This window comes from Kineococcus rugosus, from assembly GCF_050871975.1.
In the GTDB taxonomy this organism is placed as follows: domain Bacteria; phylum Actinomycetota; class Actinomycetes; order Actinomycetales; family Kineococcaceae; genus Kineococcus.
This window is the reverse complement of record NZ_JBJLSJ010000025.1, coordinates 32,359-52,518: the sequence shown is the minus strand read 5'-3', so window position 1 is coordinate 52,518 and position 20,160 is coordinate 32,359. Positions and strand designations below refer to the sequence as shown.

The 20,160-nt window shown below is 74.1% G+C and carries 21 protein-coding genes and 1 pseudogene; 12 read left to right on the top strand and 10 right to left on the bottom strand.

The window, feature by feature from the left end:
• Window positions 1-27: 27 nt before the first annotated feature.
• Both ACRYM6_RS15115 and ACRYM6_RS15110 read right to left on the bottom strand, forming a co-directional pair.
• Window positions 28-990, bottom strand: coding sequence for an ABC transporter permease (locus tag ACRYM6_RS15115; protein WP_432543727.1), 963 nt, complete (start codon window positions 988-990; stop codon window positions 28-30).
• A gap of 308 nt (window positions 991-1,298) precedes the next feature.
• Window positions 1,299-1,412: pseudogene (locus ACRYM6_RS15110) on the bottom strand (ATP-binding protein); the annotation flags it as partial.
• 128 nt (window positions 1,413-1,540) lie between these two features.
• Here ACRYM6_RS15110 and ACRYM6_RS15105 point away from each other — a divergent pair.
• From ACRYM6_RS15105 to ACRYM6_RS15085, 5 genes are all read left to right on the top strand, one after another.
• Complete coding sequence (locus ACRYM6_RS15105) at window positions 1,541-2,551, top strand: SIS domain-containing protein (protein ID WP_432543702.1); 1,011 nt, start codon at window positions 1,541-1,543, stop codon at window positions 2,549-2,551.
• On the top strand, window positions 2,551-3,453 hold the full coding sequence (locus tag ACRYM6_RS15100) for a PfkB family carbohydrate kinase (RefSeq protein ID WP_432543701.1): 903 nt from the start codon (window positions 2,551-2,553) through the stop codon (window positions 3,451-3,453). The genes ACRYM6_RS15105 and ACRYM6_RS15100 overlap by 1 nt, the downstream gene beginning before the upstream one ends.
• Window positions 3,420-4,934: a Na+/H+ antiporter NhaC family protein gene (locus tag ACRYM6_RS15095; RefSeq protein ID WP_432543700.1), complete on the top strand. Its 1,515-nt coding sequence runs from the start codon at window positions 3,420-3,422 to the stop codon at window positions 4,932-4,934. The genes ACRYM6_RS15100 and ACRYM6_RS15095 overlap by 34 nt, the downstream gene beginning before the upstream one ends.
• Window positions 4,935-5,005: 71 nt before the next feature.
• Window positions 5,006-5,851, top strand: coding sequence for a sugar phosphate isomerase/epimerase family protein (locus ACRYM6_RS15090; RefSeq protein ID WP_432543699.1), 846 nt, complete (start codon window positions 5,006-5,008; stop codon window positions 5,849-5,851).
• Window positions 5,852-5,876: 25 nt separating this feature from the next.
• On the top strand, window positions 5,877-6,977 hold the full coding sequence (locus ACRYM6_RS15085) for a LacI family DNA-binding transcriptional regulator (RefSeq protein ID WP_432543698.1): 1,101 nt from the start codon (window positions 5,877-5,879) through the stop codon (window positions 6,975-6,977).
• A gap of 66 nt (window positions 6,978-7,043) precedes the next feature.
• On the opposite strand, the gene ACRYM6_RS15080 is transcribed toward ACRYM6_RS15085, so the two are convergent.
• Complete coding sequence (locus tag ACRYM6_RS15080) at window positions 7,044-7,298, bottom strand: hypothetical protein (RefSeq protein ID WP_432543697.1); 255 nt, start codon at window positions 7,296-7,298, stop codon at window positions 7,044-7,046.
• A gap of 164 nt (window positions 7,299-7,462) precedes the next feature.
• Window positions 7,463-8,083: a TetR/AcrR family transcriptional regulator gene (locus ACRYM6_RS15075; protein ID WP_432543696.1), complete on the bottom strand. Its 621-nt coding sequence runs from the start codon at window positions 8,081-8,083 to the stop codon at window positions 7,463-7,465.
• Between the two features lie 200 nt (window positions 8,084-8,283).
• Between ACRYM6_RS15075 and ACRYM6_RS15070 the strand changes: the two genes are divergently transcribed.
• The gene (locus ACRYM6_RS15070; protein WP_432543695.1) at window positions 8,284-9,183 is read left to right on the top strand and encodes an alpha/beta hydrolase family protein; all 900 of its coding nucleotides are present in this window, start codon (window positions 8,284-8,286) and stop codon (window positions 9,181-9,183) included.
• Window positions 9,184-9,255: 72 nt separating this feature from the next.
• Here ACRYM6_RS15070 and ACRYM6_RS15065 read toward each other — a convergent pair whose 3' ends face one another.
• The 4 genes from ACRYM6_RS15065 to ACRYM6_RS15050 are packed head-to-tail and all read right to left on the bottom strand — an operon-like array spanning window position 9,256 to window position 12,581.
• Complete coding sequence (locus ACRYM6_RS15065; RefSeq protein WP_432543694.1) at window positions 9,256-10,047, bottom strand: SDR family NAD(P)-dependent oxidoreductase; 792 nt, start codon at window positions 10,045-10,047, stop codon at window positions 9,256-9,258.
• Window positions 10,048-10,090: 43 nt separating this feature from the next.
• Window positions 10,091-10,828: an SDR family NAD(P)-dependent oxidoreductase gene (locus ACRYM6_RS15060; RefSeq protein ID WP_432543726.1), complete on the bottom strand. Its 738-nt coding sequence runs from the start codon at window positions 10,826-10,828 to the stop codon at window positions 10,091-10,093.
• A complete protein-coding gene (locus tag ACRYM6_RS15055) occupies window positions 10,825-11,451 on the bottom strand; it encodes a response regulator transcription factor (RefSeq protein ID WP_432543693.1) in 627 nt (208 codons plus the stop codon). Before ACRYM6_RS15055 ends, ACRYM6_RS15060 begins: the two co-directional genes overlap by 4 nt.
• On the bottom strand, window positions 11,448-12,581 hold the full coding sequence (locus tag ACRYM6_RS15050) for a sensor histidine kinase (RefSeq protein WP_432543692.1): 1,134 nt from the start codon (window positions 12,579-12,581) through the stop codon (window positions 11,448-11,450). The genes ACRYM6_RS15055 and ACRYM6_RS15050 overlap by 4 nt, the downstream gene beginning before the upstream one ends.
• 88 nt (window positions 12,582-12,669) lie before the next feature.
• Here ACRYM6_RS15050 and bla point away from each other — a divergent pair, with 88 nt between their 5' ends.
• The gene (gene bla / locus ACRYM6_RS15045; protein ID WP_432543725.1) at window positions 12,670-13,602 is read left to right on the top strand and encodes a class A beta-lactamase; all 933 of its coding nucleotides are present in this window, start codon (window positions 12,670-12,672) and stop codon (window positions 13,600-13,602) included.
• 28 nt (window positions 13,603-13,630) lie between these two features.
• Here bla and ACRYM6_RS15040 read toward each other — a convergent pair whose 3' ends face one another.
• Together ACRYM6_RS15040 and ACRYM6_RS15035 are read right to left on the bottom strand one after the other, a co-directional pair.
• Window positions 13,631-14,101, bottom strand: a complete 471-nt coding sequence (locus ACRYM6_RS15040; protein WP_432543691.1) for a nuclear transport factor 2 family protein — start codon at window positions 14,099-14,101, stop codon at window positions 13,631-13,633.
• Between the two features lie 83 nt (window positions 14,102-14,184).
• Window positions 14,185-15,015, bottom strand: a complete 831-nt coding sequence (locus ACRYM6_RS15035) for an NAD(P)H-binding protein (RefSeq protein ID WP_432543690.1) — start codon at window positions 15,013-15,015, stop codon at window positions 14,185-14,187.
• A 129-nt stretch (window positions 15,016-15,144) separates the two neighbouring features.
• On the opposite strand from ACRYM6_RS15035, the gene ACRYM6_RS15030 reads away from it, so the two are divergent.
• From ACRYM6_RS15030 to ACRYM6_RS15010, 5 genes are all read left to right on the top strand, one after another.
• Entirely contained in the window at window positions 15,145-15,777 is a 633-nt protein-coding gene (locus tag ACRYM6_RS15030; protein WP_432543689.1) for a TetR/AcrR family transcriptional regulator, read from the top strand.
• A 179-nt stretch (window positions 15,778-15,956) separates the two neighbouring features.
• Window positions 15,957-16,958: a LacI family DNA-binding transcriptional regulator gene (locus ACRYM6_RS15025; RefSeq protein ID WP_432543688.1), complete on the top strand. Its 1,002-nt coding sequence runs from the start codon at window positions 15,957-15,959 to the stop codon at window positions 16,956-16,958.
• Window positions 16,959-17,084: 126 nt separating this feature from the next.
• The gene (locus ACRYM6_RS15020) at window positions 17,085-18,371 is read left to right on the top strand and encodes an ABC transporter substrate-binding protein (RefSeq protein WP_432543687.1); all 1,287 of its coding nucleotides are present in this window, start codon (window positions 17,085-17,087) and stop codon (window positions 18,369-18,371) included.
• The gene (locus ACRYM6_RS15015) at window positions 18,368-19,315 is read left to right on the top strand and encodes a carbohydrate ABC transporter permease (RefSeq protein WP_432543686.1); all 948 of its coding nucleotides are present in this window, start codon (window positions 18,368-18,370) and stop codon (window positions 19,313-19,315) included. The genes ACRYM6_RS15020 and ACRYM6_RS15015 overlap by 4 nt, the downstream gene beginning before the upstream one ends.
• Window positions 19,312-20,148 carry a carbohydrate ABC transporter permease gene (locus ACRYM6_RS15010; protein WP_432543685.1) on the top strand — a complete coding sequence of 279 codons (837 nt, stop codon included), beginning with the start codon at window positions 19,312-19,314 and terminating at the stop codon, window positions 20,146-20,148. Before ACRYM6_RS15015 ends, ACRYM6_RS15010 begins: the two co-directional genes overlap by 4 nt.
• Window positions 20,149-20,160 lie beyond the last annotated feature (12 nt).

The following is a 20,160-nucleotide window of genomic DNA, read 5'->3' as shown; positions in this document are numbered from 1 at the left end:
GCTCCTGGTCCTGCGTCGTCGTGCCGCTCACCACAGACCACTCCCGGTGACTCGTTTGGCGATCCGGTTGACGCTGACCAGCAGCACCAGGTTGATGACGGAGTTGAACAACCCGATGGCGCTGGCGAGGCTGAAGTCGGCGTTGATGAGGCCGACCTTGTACGTGTAGGTCGCGATGATCTCGGACTGCGAGAGGTTCAGCGGGTTCTGCAGCAGGAACGCCTTCTCGAAACCCAGCGACATGACGTTGCCGACCCCGAGGATGAGGATGATGACCGCGGTCGGTGCGATGCCCGGCAGGTCCACCGCGATGATCTTCTGCAGCCGGTTCGCGCCGTCGACCCGGGCCGCCTCGTAGAGCGTGGGGTCGATGCCGGCCAGCGCGGCCAGGTAGATGACCGCCGAGTAGCCGGCCGTCTGCCAGACGTCGGTCCACACGTAGATGTGCCGGAAGGCGTTCGGATCACCCAGGACGTTGGGCTGGCTCGCCCCGAAGAACCCGAAGACGTCCGAGAGCAGCCCGATGCGCGGGGAGAGGATGAGGATGGTCATCGAGACGATGATCACCGTGGAGATGAAGAACGGGGCGTAGGTGACCAGCTGGACGGTGCGGGCGAAGAACTTGAGCCGCACCTCGTTGATGGCCAGCGCCAGGAGGATCGGGATGGGGAAGCCCGCCAGCACGGCGTAGACGGACAGGATGAACGTGTTGGACACGATGCGCCCGAAGACCGGGTTGTCGAAGAAGCGCTGGAAGTTGGCCAGCCCCACCCAGTCGCTGCCCCAGATGCCGTCCACGACGTTGTACTGCTTGAACGCGATGACGGCGTTGACCATGGGGATGTACTTGAAGACGACGAACCACGCCAGGGGCACCGCCAGCATGACGTACAGCTGCCAGTGCCGGCGCAGGCTGCGACCGGCCGCGGAGCGACCGCGGGTGCTCGTCGCGGCGGCCTCGGCCACGGCGGACGCCCGCAGAGGGGTCATCGCCACTGTCGGCACCCCTCCCGCGACGGGGTGCCGCGTCCCGACGACGACATCGTGGACCACGCAATCATCGGATGCTTACCGCCCTGGGGTCATGGCCAGCACCGCGTGAGCGATCATCTGCTCCGCGCGTGTCACTGGTACGCACTGTGCCTCCTCATCGAGTGCAGCGTGGTGGGTACGCTCGCGCCAGTCAATCGTCGGATGTTTAGCCATGTCAAGGCTCCGCCCCGACGAGAGGGCCGCCGCACGTGCCCGTCCGGCGGTGACGGCTGACGGACCGTCCCCCAGCCGGTCCCGCGCGGTCCCCCCGCGACGGCGTCCGCGACCCGCCGGGCCACCTGGGCCGGGGTGAGGCGCGCAGTGTCGACGACCTCGGCCTCGGCGTGCAGCAGGTGCTCGAACCGGAACGTCGAGGGTCCGGGACCGCGTCGTCCCGGGTGCTCGACTTCCCCCACCCTCGCCGCTACATTGACACCGGTCCCAATTGGGACCGGTACCAAAGCGATGCGGCTGGGTCCCCCGGCCGACGGACGGGAGGAACCCCGACATGCTCGGATTCGACGAGGACCGCTACCGGCGCGTCGTCGGCGGCGCCGGTGCGCTGCGTCCGCAGATCGACGCGATCGCGGACGCGGTGACCGAGGCCGGTTACGACTCGCTGTTCCTCATCGGCTCCGGCGGCTCGTACGCCGCCATGTGGCCCTACGAGCACCTCGTCACCCGCACCTCGACGCTGCCCGTGCGCTCGGTCATCGCCGCGGAACTGCTCGTCGCGGACGACCCCCGCCTCACCGGACGTTCCGTCGCGGTGTTCTCGTCCCTGTCCGGGACGACGCGGGAGACCGTCGCCGCGCTGGAGCACTGCCGCGCGAAGGGCGTCACGACCATCGCCCTCACCGGCGACGCCGAAAGCCCGATCGCCGCCGCCGACCACGTGCTCGTCAACTGGGCCGACGACGAGACCGCCGGCGAGTCGATCGACATCCAGCTGCTGCTGCTGACCACCGCCCTGCTGAACCGCCGCGGGGAGTTCCCCGAGCACGAGCGCCTGGCCGCGGAGCTGTCGGACCTGACGCCGCTGCTGACGCGGGTGCAGCAGCAGGCCGACCCCGTCGCGGCGGACTTCGCCGCCCGGCACGCGCAGACCGACTACCACTTCCTCGTCGGCGCCGGGAACCTGTGGGGCTTCACCTACAACTACTCGATGTGCATCCTCGAGGAGATGCAGTGGCTGCGCACCACCCGGGTGCACGGCGCCGAGTTCTTCCACGGTTCCCTGGAGCTCATCGAGGAGGACACCAGCGTCCTGCTGTTCATCGGTGAAGACGAGAGCCGGCCGCTGATGGAACGCGTGCGCAAGTTCACCGACAACTACAACAGGGCGACCACCGTCCTCGACACGGCCGACTACGCCCTGGAGGGGATCTCACCGGAGTTCCGCGGCCTGGTCGGCCCCATCGTCGTCGACGCCATCACGATCCGCTTCAGCAAGCACCTCGAAGCCGTGCGCGAGCACCCGCTGACCCTGCGCCGGTACTACCGCACGGTGGAGTACTGATGCCCGACCCGCGGCGCCCGCGGGTCGTGGGGTTCGGCGACAACGTCGTCGACCGCTTCACCGAGCGGGGGTTCTTCTACCCCGGCGGGAACTGCGTGAACTTCGCGGTGTTCGCCCGGCGCCTGGGAGCCGAGTCGGCCTACCTGGGGGTGCTGGGCACCGACGACGCCGCCGCGCACCTGCGCACCTGCCTGACCGAGCTCGGCGTCTCCACCCGGCGGTGCCGGGTGCACGACGGCGTCACCGGGTGGTGCGACGTCGTCGTGCGCGACGGCGACCGGGTCTTCGGCGACTGGGACGGCGGGGTGCTGCTCGAGCAGCCCTTCCGCCCCGACGCGGCCGACCTGGAGTACCTGGCGGGTTTCGACCTCGTGCACGTGAGCACCTACGCCGGCCTGGAACCGGTGCTGGCCGACGTCGGCCGCGCCGCCGGGCTGGTGAGCTTCGACTTCTCCGACGAGGCCGAGCAGCGCCGCGAGGAGCACCTCGACCTGGTGGCCCCCCACGTGGACCTGGCGGTGTTCTCCGTCGCCGACCTCGACTGGGGGGCCGCGCACGCGTTCGCCGAGCGCGTGCACGACCGCGGCCCCGGCCTGGTCCTGCTCACCCGGGGCCTGGAGGGCTCGGCCGTCCACGACGGCAGGACCTTCCACACCGCACCGGCGGTACCGGTCTCGGCGCACGACACGATGGGCGCCGGCGACGCGTTCATCACGGCCTTCACGCTCCACCTCCTGGAGAACGGGTGGCGCCGCGGCGCCACCCCCTCCGGCGACGTCCTCGCCGCGGCGCTGGGCCGCGGCGCCCGCTTCGCCGCCGACCAGTGCCAGGTCGACGGCGCGTTCGGTCACGCGAAGGAGATCCTGCAATGGCGCACGACGACCGCACCACCACCGCGGTGAGCGAGCCCGCCACCCCCGGCCCGACCGTGGCGACGCACGCCACCGCCGACGCCGCGGCACCGGCGGGCCGGCGCCGGCCCACCCGGCGCACCGCGTCCGCCTACGCGGGGCTGGTGGTCGTCCTCGCGGTCTCGCTCCTGGCTCCCTCGGGCACCGACGCCTCCTACGGGTGGTGGAGCCTGCTGCCGGCGGTGACGCTCTTCGCCTTCGTGCTCACCACCCACCGCGTCATCGAGGGTTTCCTGTGGAGCGGTCTCCTCGCGACCGTGATCATCTACCGCGGGTCGGTCGCCACGGCCTGGTTCGACGCGCTCTTCGGCCAGATCACCGACGCCGACAACGCCGGTCTCCTCGTGCGGCTGGCCGCGATCGGCGGCCTCATCGGGGTCTTCGAGCGCACCGGGCTGGCCACCTCCTTCGCCCGGGCCGCCGGCCGGCTCGCGCGCGGACCGCGCACGGCCGGGATCGTCACCGTCGTCCTGACCCTGCTGCTGAGCAACGACAGCTACGTGTCCGCCTCGGGCGTCACGGTGAGCCTGGCCCCGGTCAACCGCCGCTTCGGCCTGCCCCGCACCTTCACCGCCTCCCTGGTGCGCACCGCGGGCGAGACGGCCAACACGCTCAACCCGATCGGCACGACGCCGGTGCTCGTCGCGGGCCTGCTCGTGGCGGCGGGGTACGGGACGGACCAGCTGAGCACCTACCTGGGGGTCCTGCCGTACCTGTTCCACTCGATGGCCGCCGTGGTGATCGCGCTGCTGCTGGCCGCCCGCGTCCTGCCCGTCGTCGGCCCCCTGCGCGCGGACTTCCGCGCCGCCGCGGCCGACCCCGCGCAGGCCGCCGCCGGCACCGGCCGCCTCCCGCACGCCCTGAACTTCCTGGCCCCGGTCGTCGTCGTCATCGCCACGTCCCTGACGACCGGGAACATCGAACTCGGTTTCCTCCTCGGCATCCTGCTCACCGGTGCGCTGCTCGTCGTCCAGGGCTGGACGACGATCGCCGGCTACGTGGACACGGTGATCGAGGGGATGAAGGACATCTTCCCGCTCATCCTGCTCATGGCGCTGGCCTTCGTGCTGGTGCACGGGATCTCCACGCTGAACTTCACCGAGTTCGTGGTGCAGCACGTCGACGGCGCGATCGCCCCGCAGTGGCTGCCGCTGATCATCTTCGCGATCTTCGCGGTCACCGAGATGCTCGTGACGCTGAACTGGTCGCTCTACATCCTCATGGTCCCCGTGCTGGTGCAGCTGTGCGCGCAGACCGGGGCCAGCGTGCCGGCCACCGTCGCCGCGGTGCTCTCCGCGGGGACGCTCGGCATCTCCGCCGCGATCTCCTCCGACGTCGGGCTGCTCACCGCCAGCTCGGCCCGCATCCCGCTGTACCGGCACTGGATCACCAACCTGCCGTACCAGGTGGCCGCGGCCGCCGTGGCCGCCGCCGGGTTCGTCGTGGTCGGCCTGCTCGGGGTGACGGGGTGAACCCGGGCCGGGGCGGCGACCTCGTCGTCCCGGGCCGCGTCGTCTCCACCAACCGATCCAGGAGGACACCGGTGACCACTTCCCTCGACCGCGTCGCGGGGTCGAACTTCGCCTACCAGCACCGGCCGCTGCCGGAGTGCCTGGACGACCTGGCGGCCCTGGGCCGCGACCGGGTCGAGCTGTGGGGCACCGCCCCGCAGCTGCACGTCCCCTGGGTCACCGACCGGGACGCGGCCGCGCTGCGCCGCGAGGTCACCGCCCGCGGGATGCGCGTCGTGTGCTTCACCCCCGAGCAGGTGTCCTACCCGGTGAACATCGCCTCACCGGACGCGAGGTTGCGTTCGGCCAGCGTCGAGTTCTTCCTGCGGGCGGCCGAGATCGCGGCCGAACTCGGTTCCGGTCTGCTGCTCCTCACCTCCGGCCGCGGGTTCGAGTCCGAACCGCGCGAGCACGCCTGGGTCCGGTCCGTCGACGCGATCGGCCGGATCGCGACCCGGGCCGCGGAACTGGGGGTCACCTGCGTCCTCGAACCCCTGCAACGGGTGGAGTCGAACCTGGTCACGACCGCGGCCGACACGGCCCGGGTGCTCGCCGAGGTCGGGGACCGGCGGCTGGGCGCGGTGCTGGACACGGTCGCGATGGCGGTCGCCGGCGAAACCGTCGACGACTACGCGGACCTGCTGGGCGACCGGTTGCTGCACGCGCACCTCATCGACGGCGCACCGGACGGGCACCTCGCCTGGGGCGAGGGCGAACTGCCCCTCGCGGACCTGCTGGCGGACTTCGACCGGCGCGGGTACGCGGGCGACTTCACCGTCGAACTCTTCGGGGACGGCTCCTACGCGCAGGACCCGCGACCGGTCCTGGCCCGCTCGCTCGAACTCATCGCGGCGGCCCTGCCGGCCACCGGGCGGTGAACCGGGTGTCACTAGGATGACGGCCGTGAACCAGGGCGGGGACCGCAGACCGACGATCTCGGAGGTCGCGCAGCACGCGGGCGTCGGCCGTTCCTCCGCGGCCCGGGTCCTCGGCGGCTACGGCTCGGTCAGCGAGCGGACGCGCAAGCAGGTGCTGAACTCCGCGGCCGCGCTCGGGTACGAGACGAACGAACTGGCCCGGAGCATGAGCACCGGGGTCACCCGGACGATCGGGGTGGTGCTCGCCGACATCACGAACCCGTTCTTCGCCGCCGTGCTGCGGGGCATCTCGGACGCCACCCGCGCCGCCGGGTACGGCACCCTCGTCGTCAACTCCGACGAGGACCCGGCGTTGGAGGACGAGGCGGTGCGCCTGCTCGTCGGGAAACGCGTCGACGGGATCGTCATCGCCCCCGCCGGCGGCCGCCGGGCCGCGGCGGAGGCCCTGCGCTGGGCGGCCTCCCGGGGGGTCCGGGTCGTGCAGGTCGACCGCACCCTGGACGACCTCGCCGTCGACGCGGTGGTCATGGACAACCGCGACGCGGCGCGCGAGGCCACGCGGCGGCTGCTCGACGCCGGGCACTCGAGGATCGCGCTGGCCTGGGGCCCGGCGGTCCCGCCCGGCACCGGCGCCCGGGTCAGCGCGCGGCGGCTCACCGAGCTCGCCGCCCGGGTGGAGATCTCGAGCGTCGGCGAGCGGTACCTCGGGTACGCCGAGGCGCTGCGGGCCGCCGGGGTCGAGGTCGATCCCCACCTGGTGATGACGGGTCGGCAGACCGCCGACGGGGCCCGCGCGTTCACGGCCGGGGTCCTCGACGGCCACGCGCCGACGGCGGTGGTCTGCACGGAGGTCGAGGCGACGATCGGGGTGCTCGCCGAGGTGCGGGCGCGGGGGTTGTCCGTCCCGGACGACCTCTCGCTGGTCAGCTTCGACGACTCGCCGTGGGCTGGCGTCCTGCGGCCGACGCTCACGACCGTGCGCCAGCCCGTGCAGCTGCTGGGCGAGCAGGCCGCCGCCCGCCTGACGGCCCGCCTGCGCGGCGAGGACGGTCCCCCGGCCGTCGTGCACCTCGCCTCGATCCTCGTCGACCGGGAGTCCGTGGCAGCACCGCCGGCCGCGTCCTGACCCGCTGCCGCCCACCGGCCGGGCGGTCGCGCCGGGGCGCACCCGGTGCCGTCCGCGCGGGGGGGGTCAGAGCACCTCGTGCGCCCAGGCGGTGGCCCACTCGTCGACCGCGCCGCTGTCCAGGGCGTCGCGCAGGTCGAGCAGGGCGGTGAGCCGGTCGGTGCCGAGCCCGGCGAGGGCGACGACCGTCGCGGCGCGGAACGCGTCGTCGTCGAGGTCCCGGCGGGTGAGCCGGTGCAGGTCCGGCAGCCGGTCGGTGGTCAGCGGGTGGCTGCGGGAGCGTTCGACGCGGTGCCACAGCTGGTGGACGGGAGGGGTCATGCGCGTGCCTCACTGGTCGTGCTCGTCGGGATCGCGAGGTCGCTCGTCCCCGGGGCCGGCCGCACGGCCGCCACCCGGGTCGCCCCGCGTCCTGTGCAACACCGCGCGGGCCGCTCCCGTGACCCGGCGGGGCTGTCGCGTGCGTCACGTCCCGGCGGGCCGGCTCACCACTCGCTGCGCTGCCGGTCCAGGCCGAGGGCGAACACCTCGAACGCGGCGTCCACCCGCGCGGTGTCGCCGGTGACGAGCCGGTCCACCACCAGGCCGCGCAGGGTGCCCAGCACCAGCGTCGCGAGCGCCCCGGCCCGCTCGGGTGGGCAGCCGGCCCGCAGCAGGCCCGCTTCCAGCACCTCGGTGCGCCGGCGCAGCGAGCGGCGCACCGGGTCGGCGAGGGTCTCGTCGTGCAGGGTGCCGCCGGTGACGGCGAGGAACAACCGCACGTACGCCTCCCCCTCACCGGTGGTGGCCCGCCGCCACAGGGCGCGCAGCGGGCCGCCCTCCTCGTCGGTGGTGTGCTCACCGGCGAGCACCCGCGGCCCGGTGAAGGCGCGGTCCAGGACCCGTTCCACGATCTCGGCGACGAGGTTCTCGCGGGTGCCGAAGTGGTGCAGCAGCGCGGCGTGGCTGACGCCGGCGCTGTCGGCGATCCGCCGCAGCGACAGCTGGGCGGGGCCGTGGGCGAGGGCGTGCTCGGTGGCCGCCCGCAGCAGTTCCTCGCGGCGGTGCCGGTAGCGCAGCCGCCGGCCGTCCACCCGCCCGGTGTCCCCGTCCTCCGTGTCCGCCACGGCCGCGAGGGTAACCGGTGGCGGGCGCGGTGCGGCCGCCCCGGAGGCGCCCGACCAGTTGCTTGACCAGTCGGTCAGGCCATGGCTACTTTGTGGCGGACCGGGGACGGGAAATCCCGGGCGGGACCGGCGCAGTCGCGGCTCCGCACGCCCCCGCCCCGGCACTCCCCCACCGCAGCACGCCCCCGGAGAGCCGCTCCATGTCGAACACCTCCACGCGCCCGTCCCGCCGCCGCACCGTCCGGGGGTTCCGCGCCTCCCTGGCCGCCACCGCCGTCACCCTCCCCCTCGTCGTCGGCGCCGCCCCGGCCCAGGCCGCCGACAACCCCTACGAGCGCGGCCCCGCGCCCACCACCAGTTCGATCGAGGCGACGCGCGGTTCCTTCGCGGTCTCCACCACGACCGTGTCGAGCTTCGCCGCGACCGGTTTCGGCGGCGGGACGATCTACTACCCGACCACCACCAGCGCGGGCACCTTCGGCGCCGTGGTGATCGCCCCCGGCTACACGGCCAGCCAGTCGAGCATGTCCTGGTACGGGCCCCGCCTGGCCTCGCAGGGTTTCGTGGTGTTCACCATCGACACCCGGAGCCGCTACGACCAGCCCTCCTCCCGCGGGGACCAGATCCAGGCCGCGCTGACCTACCTCACCGACCGCAGCAGCGTCCGCGCCCGCGTCGACGCGAGCCGCCTGGCGGTCATGGGCCACTCCATGGGCGGGGGCGGGACCCTGGAGGCGGTCAAGGACGACCCGGCCCTCAAGGCCGCCATCCCGCTGACGCCGTGGAACCTGGACAAGACCTGGCCCGAGGTCAGCACCCCCACGCTGATCATCGGCGCGGAGGACGACTCCACGGCTCCGGTGGCGTCGCACTCCGAACCGTTCTACGCGTCCATCCCCACGGCCACCGACAAGGCCTACCTGGAACTGCGGGGGGCCAGCCACTTCGCCCCGAACAGCTCGAACACCACGATCGCGAAGTACAGCATCAGCTGGCTGAAGCGCTACGTCGACGACGACACCCGCTACACGCAGTTCCTCTGCCCCGCACCGGGCACCAGCCTGGCGATCAGCGAGTACCGCAGCACCAACTGCTCCTGACCGACGGGCCCGCGCCGGTCACCGCCCCCGCTCGGGACGGTGACCGGCGCCTGCACGTCTCCGGGGCCGGGCCTAGATCGTCGCGACGGACCCCGAGTCCACCCGGTAGTTGCTGCCGGTGACGAAGCTCGCGCGCTCGGAGACGAGGAAGGCGATGACCGCGGCGACCTCCTCGGGTTCCCCGCGCCGCTTCAGCTCCATGAACGGCCGTTCCTCGTCGAGGAAGCTCTCGATGGCCTCCTGGACCCCGCCGCCGCGTTCCTGCGCGCGCTCGGCCATCATCGCGTCCGTCATGGGGGTGGCGATGAAGGCGGGCGAGACGGCGTTCACGAGGATCCCCTCGCGGCCGTACGTCTTCGACAGGCCCTTGACGAGGCTCAGGACGGCGGCCTTCGCCGCGCAGTAGGGCAGTTCGTCGGGGTAGGGCTGCACGGCGTCCTCGGAGGCGAGCAGCACCACGCGCCCCCGGCCCGCGCTGCGCATGCCGGGCAGGAAAGCGCGGACGACGCGGACCGCGGCGAGGAAGTCGGTGTCCAGCGTGGAACGCCAGCCCTCGTCGTCGATCTCGTGGAACAACCCCTGGGCCCCGGTGACGCCCGCGGCGTGCACGAGGATCCCGGGCTCACCGACGGCGGCGACGACCTCCCGGTGCAGGCGGTCGACGGCGGCGGGGTCGGTGAGGTCGGCGGCCACGGCCGTCACCGGCCCGGGCAGGTCGGCCGCCGCGGCGTCCAGGGCGTCCTGGTCGAGGTCGGTCACGGCGACCCGGGCACCCTCCTCCAGGAGCAGACGGGCTGTGTGCCAGCCGATCCCGGAGTCGGCGCCGGTGATCAGCGCGGTCCGTCCCCGCAGTCCCAGGTCCATGGCGGCCACGGTAGGCACACCGTCGCGGGCCCGCGCGCCGGACTCAGCGCGGCGCGCGCCGCCACACCGGGCGCGGGGTGACCGCCATCGCCGCCGCGAGCGCCCGCAGCGTCCCGGGCACCCAGACGGTCCCGCGACCGGCGGCGAGGGCGGCCGCGACGGCGTCGGCGACCTGGGCGGGGGTGGAGGCCAGCGGCGCCGGCGACATCCCTGTCGTCATGCGCCCGACGACGAAACCGGGCCGGACCAGGAGCAGGTGCACGCCGCTGCCGTGCAGCGCGTCGGCGAGGCCGGAGGCGAAACCGTCGAGGCCGGCCTTCGCGGACCCGTACACGTAGTTCGCGCGGCGCACCCGCGCCCCGGCGATGGAGGAGAACACGACGAGGCGCCCGGACCGCAGCGGGCGCAGCAGGTTCGCGAGGTGCGACAGGACGCTGACCTGGGCGACGTAGTCGGTGTGGACGACGGCGAGGGCGTGCGCGACGTCCCGCTCGGCGCGGGCCTGGTCGCCGAGGACCCCGAACGCGACGACGGCGTCGAGCGCCCCGTGGCGGGCCACGACGGAGGACAGCACCCCCTCGTGGGAGGCGAGGTCGTCGGCGTCGAACTCGACGGTCTCCACGGCGGCGCCCAGCGCGCTCAGCCGCGCGGTCTGCGCGGCCAGGTCCGCGGACCGGCGGGCGGCGAGCACGACGGTGCGGGCCCCGGCCCGGACGAGCCGTTCGGCGACCTCCAGGCCGATCTCGCTGCGTCCCCCCAGGACCAGGACGGTGTTCATCAGATCCAGCCCGCTCTCCGCGCCACGGCGACGGCCTCGTGCCGGTTCGCCGCGCCCAGCTTGCCCGACGCCGACGACAGGTGGTTGCGCACCGTCCCCGGCGACAGCGACACCTTCAGCGCGATCTCCTCCACGCCCGCCCCGTCGGCGGCCAGTTCCAGGACGTCGGCCTCCCGCGCGGTCAGCGGGCTGGCGCCGGCGGCGATGGCGTCGGCGGCCAGCGTCGGGTCGACGTAGCGGCCCCCGGCGGACACGGTGCGGATCGCCTCGGCCAGCACCTGCCCGGACGACGTCTTGGGCAGGAAACCCCGCACGCCCGCCTCCAGGGCCCGTTTGAGGTGGCCGGGTCGGCCGTGGCTGGTGAGCAGCAGCGTGGTGGTTCCGGGCAGCTCGGCGTGCAGGGCCGCGGCGAGCGCGATGCCGTCGGCGGGGGCGCCCGGGGCGCCGGGGGGCATCTGCAGGTCGAGGACCGCGACGGCGGGTGCCGTCTTGCGCGCCACCGCGAGCGCCTCGGCGCAGCTGGCGGCCTGCCCGACGACGGTGAGGTCGTCCTGCAGGTCCAGCAGCCCGGCGACGGCGCTGCGGACGAGGTTCTCGTCGTCGGCGAGCAGGACGGTGGTGGTCACGCGATCTCCAGTCGGGCTTCGAGGGTGAACGTGCCGGGTCCGCGTTCGGTGCGCAGGCGCCCGCCGAGGGGGTGCAGGCGTTCGGCGAGCCCGCCCAGGCCCGATCCCGCGGTGTCGGCGGGGCCGGGAGCCGGGACGCCGTCGTTCTCCAGCCGGACGACGAGTTCGCGGTCGCGGCGCTGCACCCGCAGGCGGCACCACGTCGCGCTGCTGTGGCGGACGACGTTGGTGACGCCCTCGCGGATGACCCAGGCCGCGGCGGACCGGACCTGCTCGGGCAGGTCCGGCGCGTCGTGCTCGACGACGGAGGTGACCCCGGCGGACTCCAGGAGGGCCACCGACCCCTGGAGCTCGACGGCGAGGTCCACGGCGCGGTACCCGCGGACGACGGCGCGGATCTCCTCCAGGGAGTGCTGGGCGATGCGCCGCACCTCCTCGGCGCGGTCGGCGGCCTCGGGGCGGCCGCGGCGGGCGAGTTCGGCGACGAGGTCGCTGGTGACGGCGATGGCGGACAGGTCGCGGCCCACGACGTCGTGCAGGTCGCGGGCGAACCGCAGCCGTTCCTCGGCGACGGCCAGCCGCGTCCGGTCGCGTTCGGCGTCGGCGAGCCGGCGCACGACGTCGAGCAGCCACAGCGACAGCTGCAGGACGGCGGTGAGGAACAGGCCGTAGAACACGTGGAGGGCGACGGTGAGGACGTCGCCGGCCAGCGGGGCGCTCGCGGCACCGACGACGAGCACCACGACGGGGGCGTAGCGGCGGAACCGGTACCGCCCGAGCGGGGCGACGGCCACGACGGCGGCGGCCGCGGCGACGGCGTCCACCGCCGGCGTGGCCCGCAGCACGAGGACGCCGACGACGTACGCGAGCACCGAGCCGGCGACCCACAGCGCGAGCACCGGCCGGCTCCAGGGCCGGCGCAGCACGACCCGGCTGATGGCGGGGGCCACGGCGAGGGCCTGCGCGCAGGAGGCGGCGGCCGCGACCCAGGCGGCGGCCCCGCCGGAGCCGACGGCGACCCCGAGGACGACCAGCGGGGCCAGGAACGTCATGGGCACCAGCGACCAGTGGGTGTACAGCTCGACGCGCCGGGGGTCGTCCGCGGTGCGCCAGCGGCCCAGCAGGTTCACGGGGCGACTCTGCCAGACGCCGGCGCGCCGGGGGCCGGTCGTCGACGGCGCGGGGGCGGGGCGGGAGGCTGGGCCCGTGAGACGTCGCCTGCCGTTCGCCGCCCTGGTCCTCGTCCTCGCGGGGTGCGGTTCGGCCCCCGCCGCCGACGGCACCGCCGACGCCGCCGACGACGCCGCCGCCGCTCCGCCCGCCCCGGCGGTCACCTCCTCCGCCCCCGCGGCCACCGCCCCCGACCGCGCCGGGGAGCGGTTCGCGCAGCTGGAGCGGGAGTTCGGCGCCCGCCTGGGGGTGTTCGCCGTGGACACGGGGTCGGGGCGGACCGTCGCCCACCGCGCCGGGGAGCGCTTCGGGTTCGCCTCCACGTACAAGGCGCTGGCCGCCGGGGAGCTGCTGGCCGCGACCACCGACGCCGAGCTGGACGCGGTGGTGACGTGGACGGCCGACGAGCTGGTCGCCCACTCCCCCGTCACCGGCCGGCACGTGGGGTCGGGGTTGCCGTTGCGGGAGGTCGCCGGGGCGTCGGTCACCGTCAGCGACAACACCGCCGCCAACGTGGTGCTGGAGCGGCTGGGTGGTCCCGCCGGGCTGGAGGCGCGGCTGCGGGCGCTGGGTGACGCGACCACCGAGGTCGAGCACGGCGAACCGGAGGTCAACGACGTCGCCCCCGGGGACGTGGAGGACACCAGCACCCCGCAGGCCCTGGCCACCGCCCTGCGCGCCCACGCCGTGGACGGCGCCCTGGAACCCGCTGACCGCGCGCAGCTCGTGGAGTGGTTGCGGGGCAGCACCACCGGGGGCGGGCTGATCCGGGCCGGGGTCCCGGCGGGCTGGGTGGTCGGGGACAAGACCGGTCGCACCGGGACCCGCGGCAGCCTGAACGACATCGGGGTCGTCTGGCCGGGCGGGGACCGCGCGCCCTGGGTGCTGGCGGTCCTGAGCGACCGCGCGGACGTGGACGCGGAACCGGACGAGGCGCTGCTGGCGGCGGCGACCGGGGTGGTCGTGGCCGAGCTGGGCTGAGGGCCCTGCCCGTCAGGGCGCCTGCCCGTCAGGGCGCCTGCAGCACCGCGCTGTTCCCCTCGGCCCAGCTGACCTCGGCTCGCAGGGCGTGGATGCGCCAGCCGTCGGCGGCGCGCCGCAGCCGCACGTCGTAGTGGCCGCCGTTGTGCCACACCGGGGAACCGAGCGTCCCCTCCCGCCGCAGGTGGGCCAGGACGTTCGCGGTCACCCGCGCCCGGTCGCCGTCGAGGTCGACGAGGATCCCGGTGGTGACGTGCTGGGTGCTGTCGAGGTGGCCGACCTGGGTGCGCCAGCGCTGCACGAGCTCGGCGCCGGTGAGGGTCTCGGGTTCCCCGCCGAAGGGCTGGGTGTAGTCGAGCAGCACCTCCTCGGCGAACAGACCGGTCAGCGCGGTCCAGTCGCGCCGGTCCAGCAGCCAGCTCATGCGGGTCACGGTGTCCTGCACGGCGAGGCGGTCGGTGAGCAGCTGGAGCGGGTTCGGCGCGGTCGTGGTGGTCACGGGTCCTCCTGGTTCTTCGGCGGTCCCGGGGCGGGTGTTCCCGGGCGGGGTGTCGCGGCGGTCCCGGCGGGACCGGCGGGGGGTCAGGCGGCGTGCGCGCCGAAGTGCTCGGCGAGGAGGTCGGCCAGGGCCCGCGGGTCCCGTCCGGTCACGCGCCGCACGGTGTCGGTGGTGACGTCGTGGCGACCGAGGCTGATGTCCTCGTCGAGGGCGGCCAGGGCCCGGGCGAACGGTTCCGGCAGGCCGGCCGCCACCCAGCGCCGGGCGAGCTCGTCGACGCCGACCGGTTCGTGGCGGGCGGCGCGGCCGCGGGCGGCGGAGACGAGGTCGGCCACGTCGGACCAGCTCAGCGCCTGCGGTCCGGTGAGGACGTGCTCGGTGTCGTGCGACGGCTCGTCGAGCAGGGCGCGCACGGCGACGGCGGCGATGTCGCGGGCGTCGACGAGCGCGACCCGCCCGGTCCCGGTGGCGGTGACGACGCGGTCCTCCTCGCGCAGGGACCGGGCGACGGGGTGGTCACCGGTGACGTTCTGCTGGAACCACGACGGGCGCAGCACCGCCCACTGGGGGGCGCGCTCGCGGACCAGGGAGTCGACCTGCCCGAGGCCGGGGTCGCCGGGTTCGACCGCGCTGGAGCTGAGGAGCACCACGCGCCGGACGCCGGCGCGCAGCGCGGTGCCGAGGAAGGGTTCGACGAGGGCGGCCGGGTCGGGCTCGCCGGTGGGCGCCACCAGGTAGACGCGGTCGGCGCCGGCGACGGCGGGTCCGTGGGTGGCGGGGTCGGTCCAGTCGAAGCGGACGTCGGCGGCGCGGCTGCGGCCGGCGGTGCGGGCGGTGGCGCCCTGCCGGCGCAGCAGGGCGGCGACGAGGCGGCCGGTGGTACCGGTCCCGCCGGTGACCAGGGTGGTGGGCACGTCATCTCCTGCGGTGAAGGGGTCGACGGCCGGTGGCGCCGTCGGGACGGAACGGTAGCGTCCCGACGTTGATCGCGCCAGTTTCGCGGAACGGGACGGTGCCGTCCCGACGCGCGCTACGGTGGTGCGGTGACTGTCCCCGACTCCCCCGCCGAGCGGCCACCGGCCCGCGTCCCCGCCGGGGCCGCCGTCCTGCGCGCCAGCGTCACCAGTTCCGTCACCGCCGCCGTGCTCGAGGAACTCGCCGAGGTCGGCTACGCCCGGACCTCCATGGAGTCGGTGGCCCGCCGCGCCGGCTCCGGCAAGAGCGCGCTGTACCGGCGCTGGCCCTCCAAGCGGGAGATGGTGCTCGCCGCCGTCGCCGAGCTCAGCGTCCCGGCCGGCCCCACCCCCGACACCGGCTCCCTGCGCTCGGACCTGCTGGCCCTCGTGCAGCAGGTGGTGCAGTGGCTCAGCGACGCCCGGGTGTCGCGGATCCTGCCCGACCTGACCGCCGAGGCCGCCCGCACCCCCGAACTGGCCGACGCCGTGGCCGCCTCCATCGGGCGGCCGCGGCGCGAGCACGGCGCCGTCGTCCTGCGCCGGGCCGTCGAACGCGGGGAACTCGACCCCGGGATCGACGAGGAACTCGCCCTGGACCTGCTGGCCGCCCTCGTGCACTGGCGGCTGGTCGTGCGGCGCGCCGAGGTCGACGAGCACTACGTCCAGCAGGTCGTCGACGTCCTCGAACGCGCCCTGCGCCCGGCCGGCCCGACCGCCTGACGGCTCCCCCGCCCCGCAGGTGCGGCGCCATCGGTCGCCGGCGGCGAGCGGGACGGCGGTGGGCGCACCCGCCTGGACAGCCCGACCTCCCCGCGGGCAGACTCCCGCGGACGGTTCCGGCGCAGCGGGGCGCGGCCGTGAGCCCTCCGCACGGGCACCCCGGACAGGAGGAGTTCGACGTGGCAGTCCGACTGCGCGAGGTCGCCGACCGCGCGGGCGTCTCGATCCGCACCGTCTCCTACGCGCTGAACTCCCCGCAACGGGTCGCCCCGGACACGCTGGCCAGGGTGCTCGCGGTGGTGGAGGACATGGCCTACTCCCCGAACGTCGTCGCACGGGGGCTGAAGACCGGCCGGACGGGCCTGGTGGGTCTCATCGTCCCCCACCTCGACGTCCCCTACTTCGCCGAGGTGACGCGGGAACTGGTCACCGCGCTGCGCCCGCACGGCCTGACGCTGGTCGTGGACCAGACCGACGGGCGTCCGGAGCGGGAGCGCGAACTGCTGCTGGGGGGCAGCCGGGGCGCCGTCTTCGACGCGCTCATCGTCTCGCCCCTGGCGCTGACCCCCGAGGACCTGGCGCACCGCTCCCCCGACACCCCGGTCGTCCTGCTGGGCGAGCGCCTGATCGACTCCGCGCACGACCACGTCCTGGTCGACAACACCGCCGGCGCGTACGACGCCACCCGGCACCTCGTCGAGCGCGGCTACCGGCGCATCGCGTTCGTGGGACACCTGCACTCGCCCCCTTCGGAGACCTCGTCCCTGCGGCTGGCCGGGTACCGCCGGGCCCTGGCCGAGGCCGGGCTGCCCCCCGACGAGGACACCCCCGCGCTCACGGACTTCGGCCGGGCGATGGGCGTGCTGGCCATGGACCGGCTGCTGGACCGCGCGGAGCCGCCGGACGCGGTGTTCTGCGTGAGCGACCTGCTGGCCCTGGGTGCGATCCGGGCCGCCCACCTGCGGGGGGTCTCGATGCCGCACGACCTGGGTGTCGTCGGGTTCGACGACGTGGAGGACGGCCGGTACGCGACGCCGAGCCTGACCACGGTCAGCCCCGGCAAGCGGGCACTGGCCGAGGAGACCGTCACCCTGCTCACCGCCCGGCTGGCCGGGACCGACGGCCCGCCGCGCAGCGTCGTCGTCGGGCACGAGCTCATCGTCCGCGAGTCGACCCGCTGACTCCGGAGGTGGCGGCCCCGCGATCCTTGTGCAACGCTGCACAACGCGACTAGTCTCGCCGCGCGGGCGACCCGCACGACCAGCCGGCGCCCCGCACCGTTCTCGACGACGAGAGGCCGGACCACCATGACCATCCGACGCCACCCGCTGCGCGCGCTGCCGCCGGCACCCACCCGCACCCCCAGCCGCCGGGCCGTGCTCACCGCCGCGTGCGCCGCCGGCGGGACCGCCGCACTGGCGGCCTGCGGCGGCAGCTCGGGCAGCGGTGCGGGGCTCAGCTTCTTCTCCTGGTCGGACCAGGAGACGATGCAGCCGCTGATGGACGCCTTCGAGGCCGCGAACCCCGACGTGCGCATCAGCTTCTCCTCCGCCCCGCCCGTGACGGAGTACGTCACGACGCTGCAGTCGCGACTGCTGGCGGGCACGGGCGCCGACGTCTTCGTCATGGCCGGGGAGAACAAGACGAACCTGATCGAGGCCGGTCTGGTGCGCGACCTCACCCCCGAACCCTTCCTGGACGTCGTCGCGCAGGGCAACAAGGACCTGTACTCCGCCGGTGGCAAGGTGTACGCCGCCAGCGTCGCCGCCTGGGCCGGGGGTTTCCTGTACAACAAGGCCCTCACCGACGCGGTGGGCATGACGAGACCCCCGCAGTCGTGGGACGAGTTCCTCCAGCTGTGCGAGGCCCTGGGCGAGAGCGGCGTCCAGGCGTTCTACGAACCCGGCGACGGGATCCCGACCTCGCTGGCCGCTCTCATCGGCATGCACCACCGCGCCGAGGGCGGAACCCCGGACGCGGACGTCTTCGCCGGCCGGAGCACGTTCGTCGACCAGTGGGGCGAACCCCTCACGCAGTACTCGCGCCTGTTCACCGAGGGCGTCGTGGACGCCGGCGCCGCCACCCTGACCGGGGACCAGGTCACCGCGGAGTTCGTGAACGGCCGGCTGGCCGTCATGGGCAGCGGGTCCTGGTCGGTGGCCACCGTGCGCGAGCAGGCCCCTGACCTCGACCTCGGCCTGATGCCCGTCCCCGGTCCCACCGCGGGCGACACCATGTGGTCGGGTGCACCGTCGCCGGGGTACTCGATCAACGCCGCGTCCGAGCGGGTCGAGGAGGCCCGCGCCTTCGTGGGTTTCCTCACCAGCGCCGAGGGCACGAGGATCCTGAACAGCACCAGCGGCGACATCACGACGACGTCCGACTTCACGCCCGAGGTCGACCCGGTCCTCACCGACGCCCTGACCGGTCTCCAGGAGGGTGACTACTACCTGCCGCAGACCGCCTGGCCCCAGTACCAGGACGCGTTGAACACCGAGGCCGTGGCCCGCCTGCAGCAGCTCGCGCAGGGACGGATCCAGCCCCTGGAGGTGGCGGCGGCGCTGGACGCGGAACTGCGGGACGCGCAGGCATGACGACCCTCACCCCCGCCGCCGCGCCCACCCGCGGGCCGGCCGGGCGCCCACCGTCGTCGTGGGCCAGGCGCCGCGAGACCCTGGGGACGCAGCTGTTCCTGGTGCCGGTCGCCGTGGTCTTTGTGGCCCTCTTCGCCGTCCCGCTGGGACGGTCCCTGTGGTACAGCCTGACCGACTTCGACGGCTACTCCGCCGACACGTCCTTCGTGGGCCTGTCCAACTACGCGGCGGTGTTCTCGGACAGCTCGATGCTGGCCGGCCTCTGGTTCACGCTGGCCTACGCCGTGGGGACCACGCTGCTCGTGACCGCGACGGCCCTGCCGCTCGCGCTGGCCCTGGACCGCAGGTTCTTCGGCCACGGGTTCGTGCGGGTGGCGTTCTTCTTCCCCGCCATCCCCAGCGTCGCCGTCCTCGGCCTGGTGTGGGGTTTCATCCTCAACCCGCTCGGGTCGGGTGTCCTGAACACCGTCCTGGCCTCCGTCGGCGGACTCGGTCCGGTGCCGTGGCTGTCGCAGGACGCCCTGGCGCAGCTGTCCGTGGTGGCCGTCGGGGTGTGGACCCAGACGGGCTGGCACGCGATCCTCTACCTGGCGTACCTGCAGTCCATCCCCTCCGAGCTCCAAGAGGTCGCCACCATCGACGGGGCCTCGCCCTGGCAGCGCTTCCGGTTCGTCACCCTGCCGCTGCTGAGCCCGGCGGTCACCATCAGCACGTTCCTGCTGATGTCGGGCGGCCTGAAGGTCTACGACCTGCCCTTCACCCTCACCGGTGGCGGGCCGGGTTTCGCCACCCGTACGCTCACCCAGTCGATCATCACCGACGGCATCGGGCAGGCGAAGTTCGGCGAGGGGTCCGCCCTGGCCGTCCTGTTCATGCTGGCCGTGGGCGCCGTCGTCCTCGGCCAGCTCGCGCTGACGCGCCGGGCCGAGGAGCGGTCGCGGTGAGGTCGCGGAGCCCGGCGGCCCGGGTGCGCAGCGCCCTGCTGAGCGTCGTCATGATCGCCCTGGCCTGCCTCACGGCGGTGCCCTTCTACTACGTCCTGGTGAACACGTTCAAACCCGCGCAGGAAGCGGCGCGCTCGCCGCTGGGGCTGCCCGCGACGTTCCACCCCGACAACTACGCCGACGTCTTCGACCGGGTACCGGTGGGCCAGGCCTTCGCCAACACCGTCCTGGTCACCGCCGCCTCGGTCGTCCTCGTCCTGCTCATCGGCTCGATGGCGTCCTACGCCCTCGTCATGCGCTCCAGCCGGCTGAACGTCGCCCTGGGACGTGTCCTGCTGCTGGCGCTGCTCATCCCCTTCCAGACCACGCTGATCCCGCTCTACCAGTCCTTCGCGCAGGTGCGGCTGGTCGACAGCCGCGTCGGGCTCGTCCTGCTGTACAGCGGCGGGGCCGTGTTCTGCTACTTCCTCGTCAACGGGTACATGCGATCGGTCCCGGTGGAGATCATCGAGGCGGCCCGCGTCGACGGGGCCGGACCGCTGCGCATCTACGCCGTCATCGTCCTGCCCCTGGTGCGGCCCATCCTCATCACCGTGGGCGTCTTCCAGACCATGTCCATCTGGAACGACTTCATCGTGCCCAACGTGTTCATCAGCTCCCCCGAGAAGCAGACCCTCGTCCTGCAGGTCTACTCCGCCGTCGGGCAGTTCACGACCGACTGGCCGAGCTTCCTCACCCTGACGGTCATCGCGCTCGTCCCGATGGTCGTGCTCTTCGTCGTCCTCCAGCGCCACGTCGTCGCCGGCCTGCTGGCCGGCAGCGTCAAGGGCTGACCCCGCACCGAG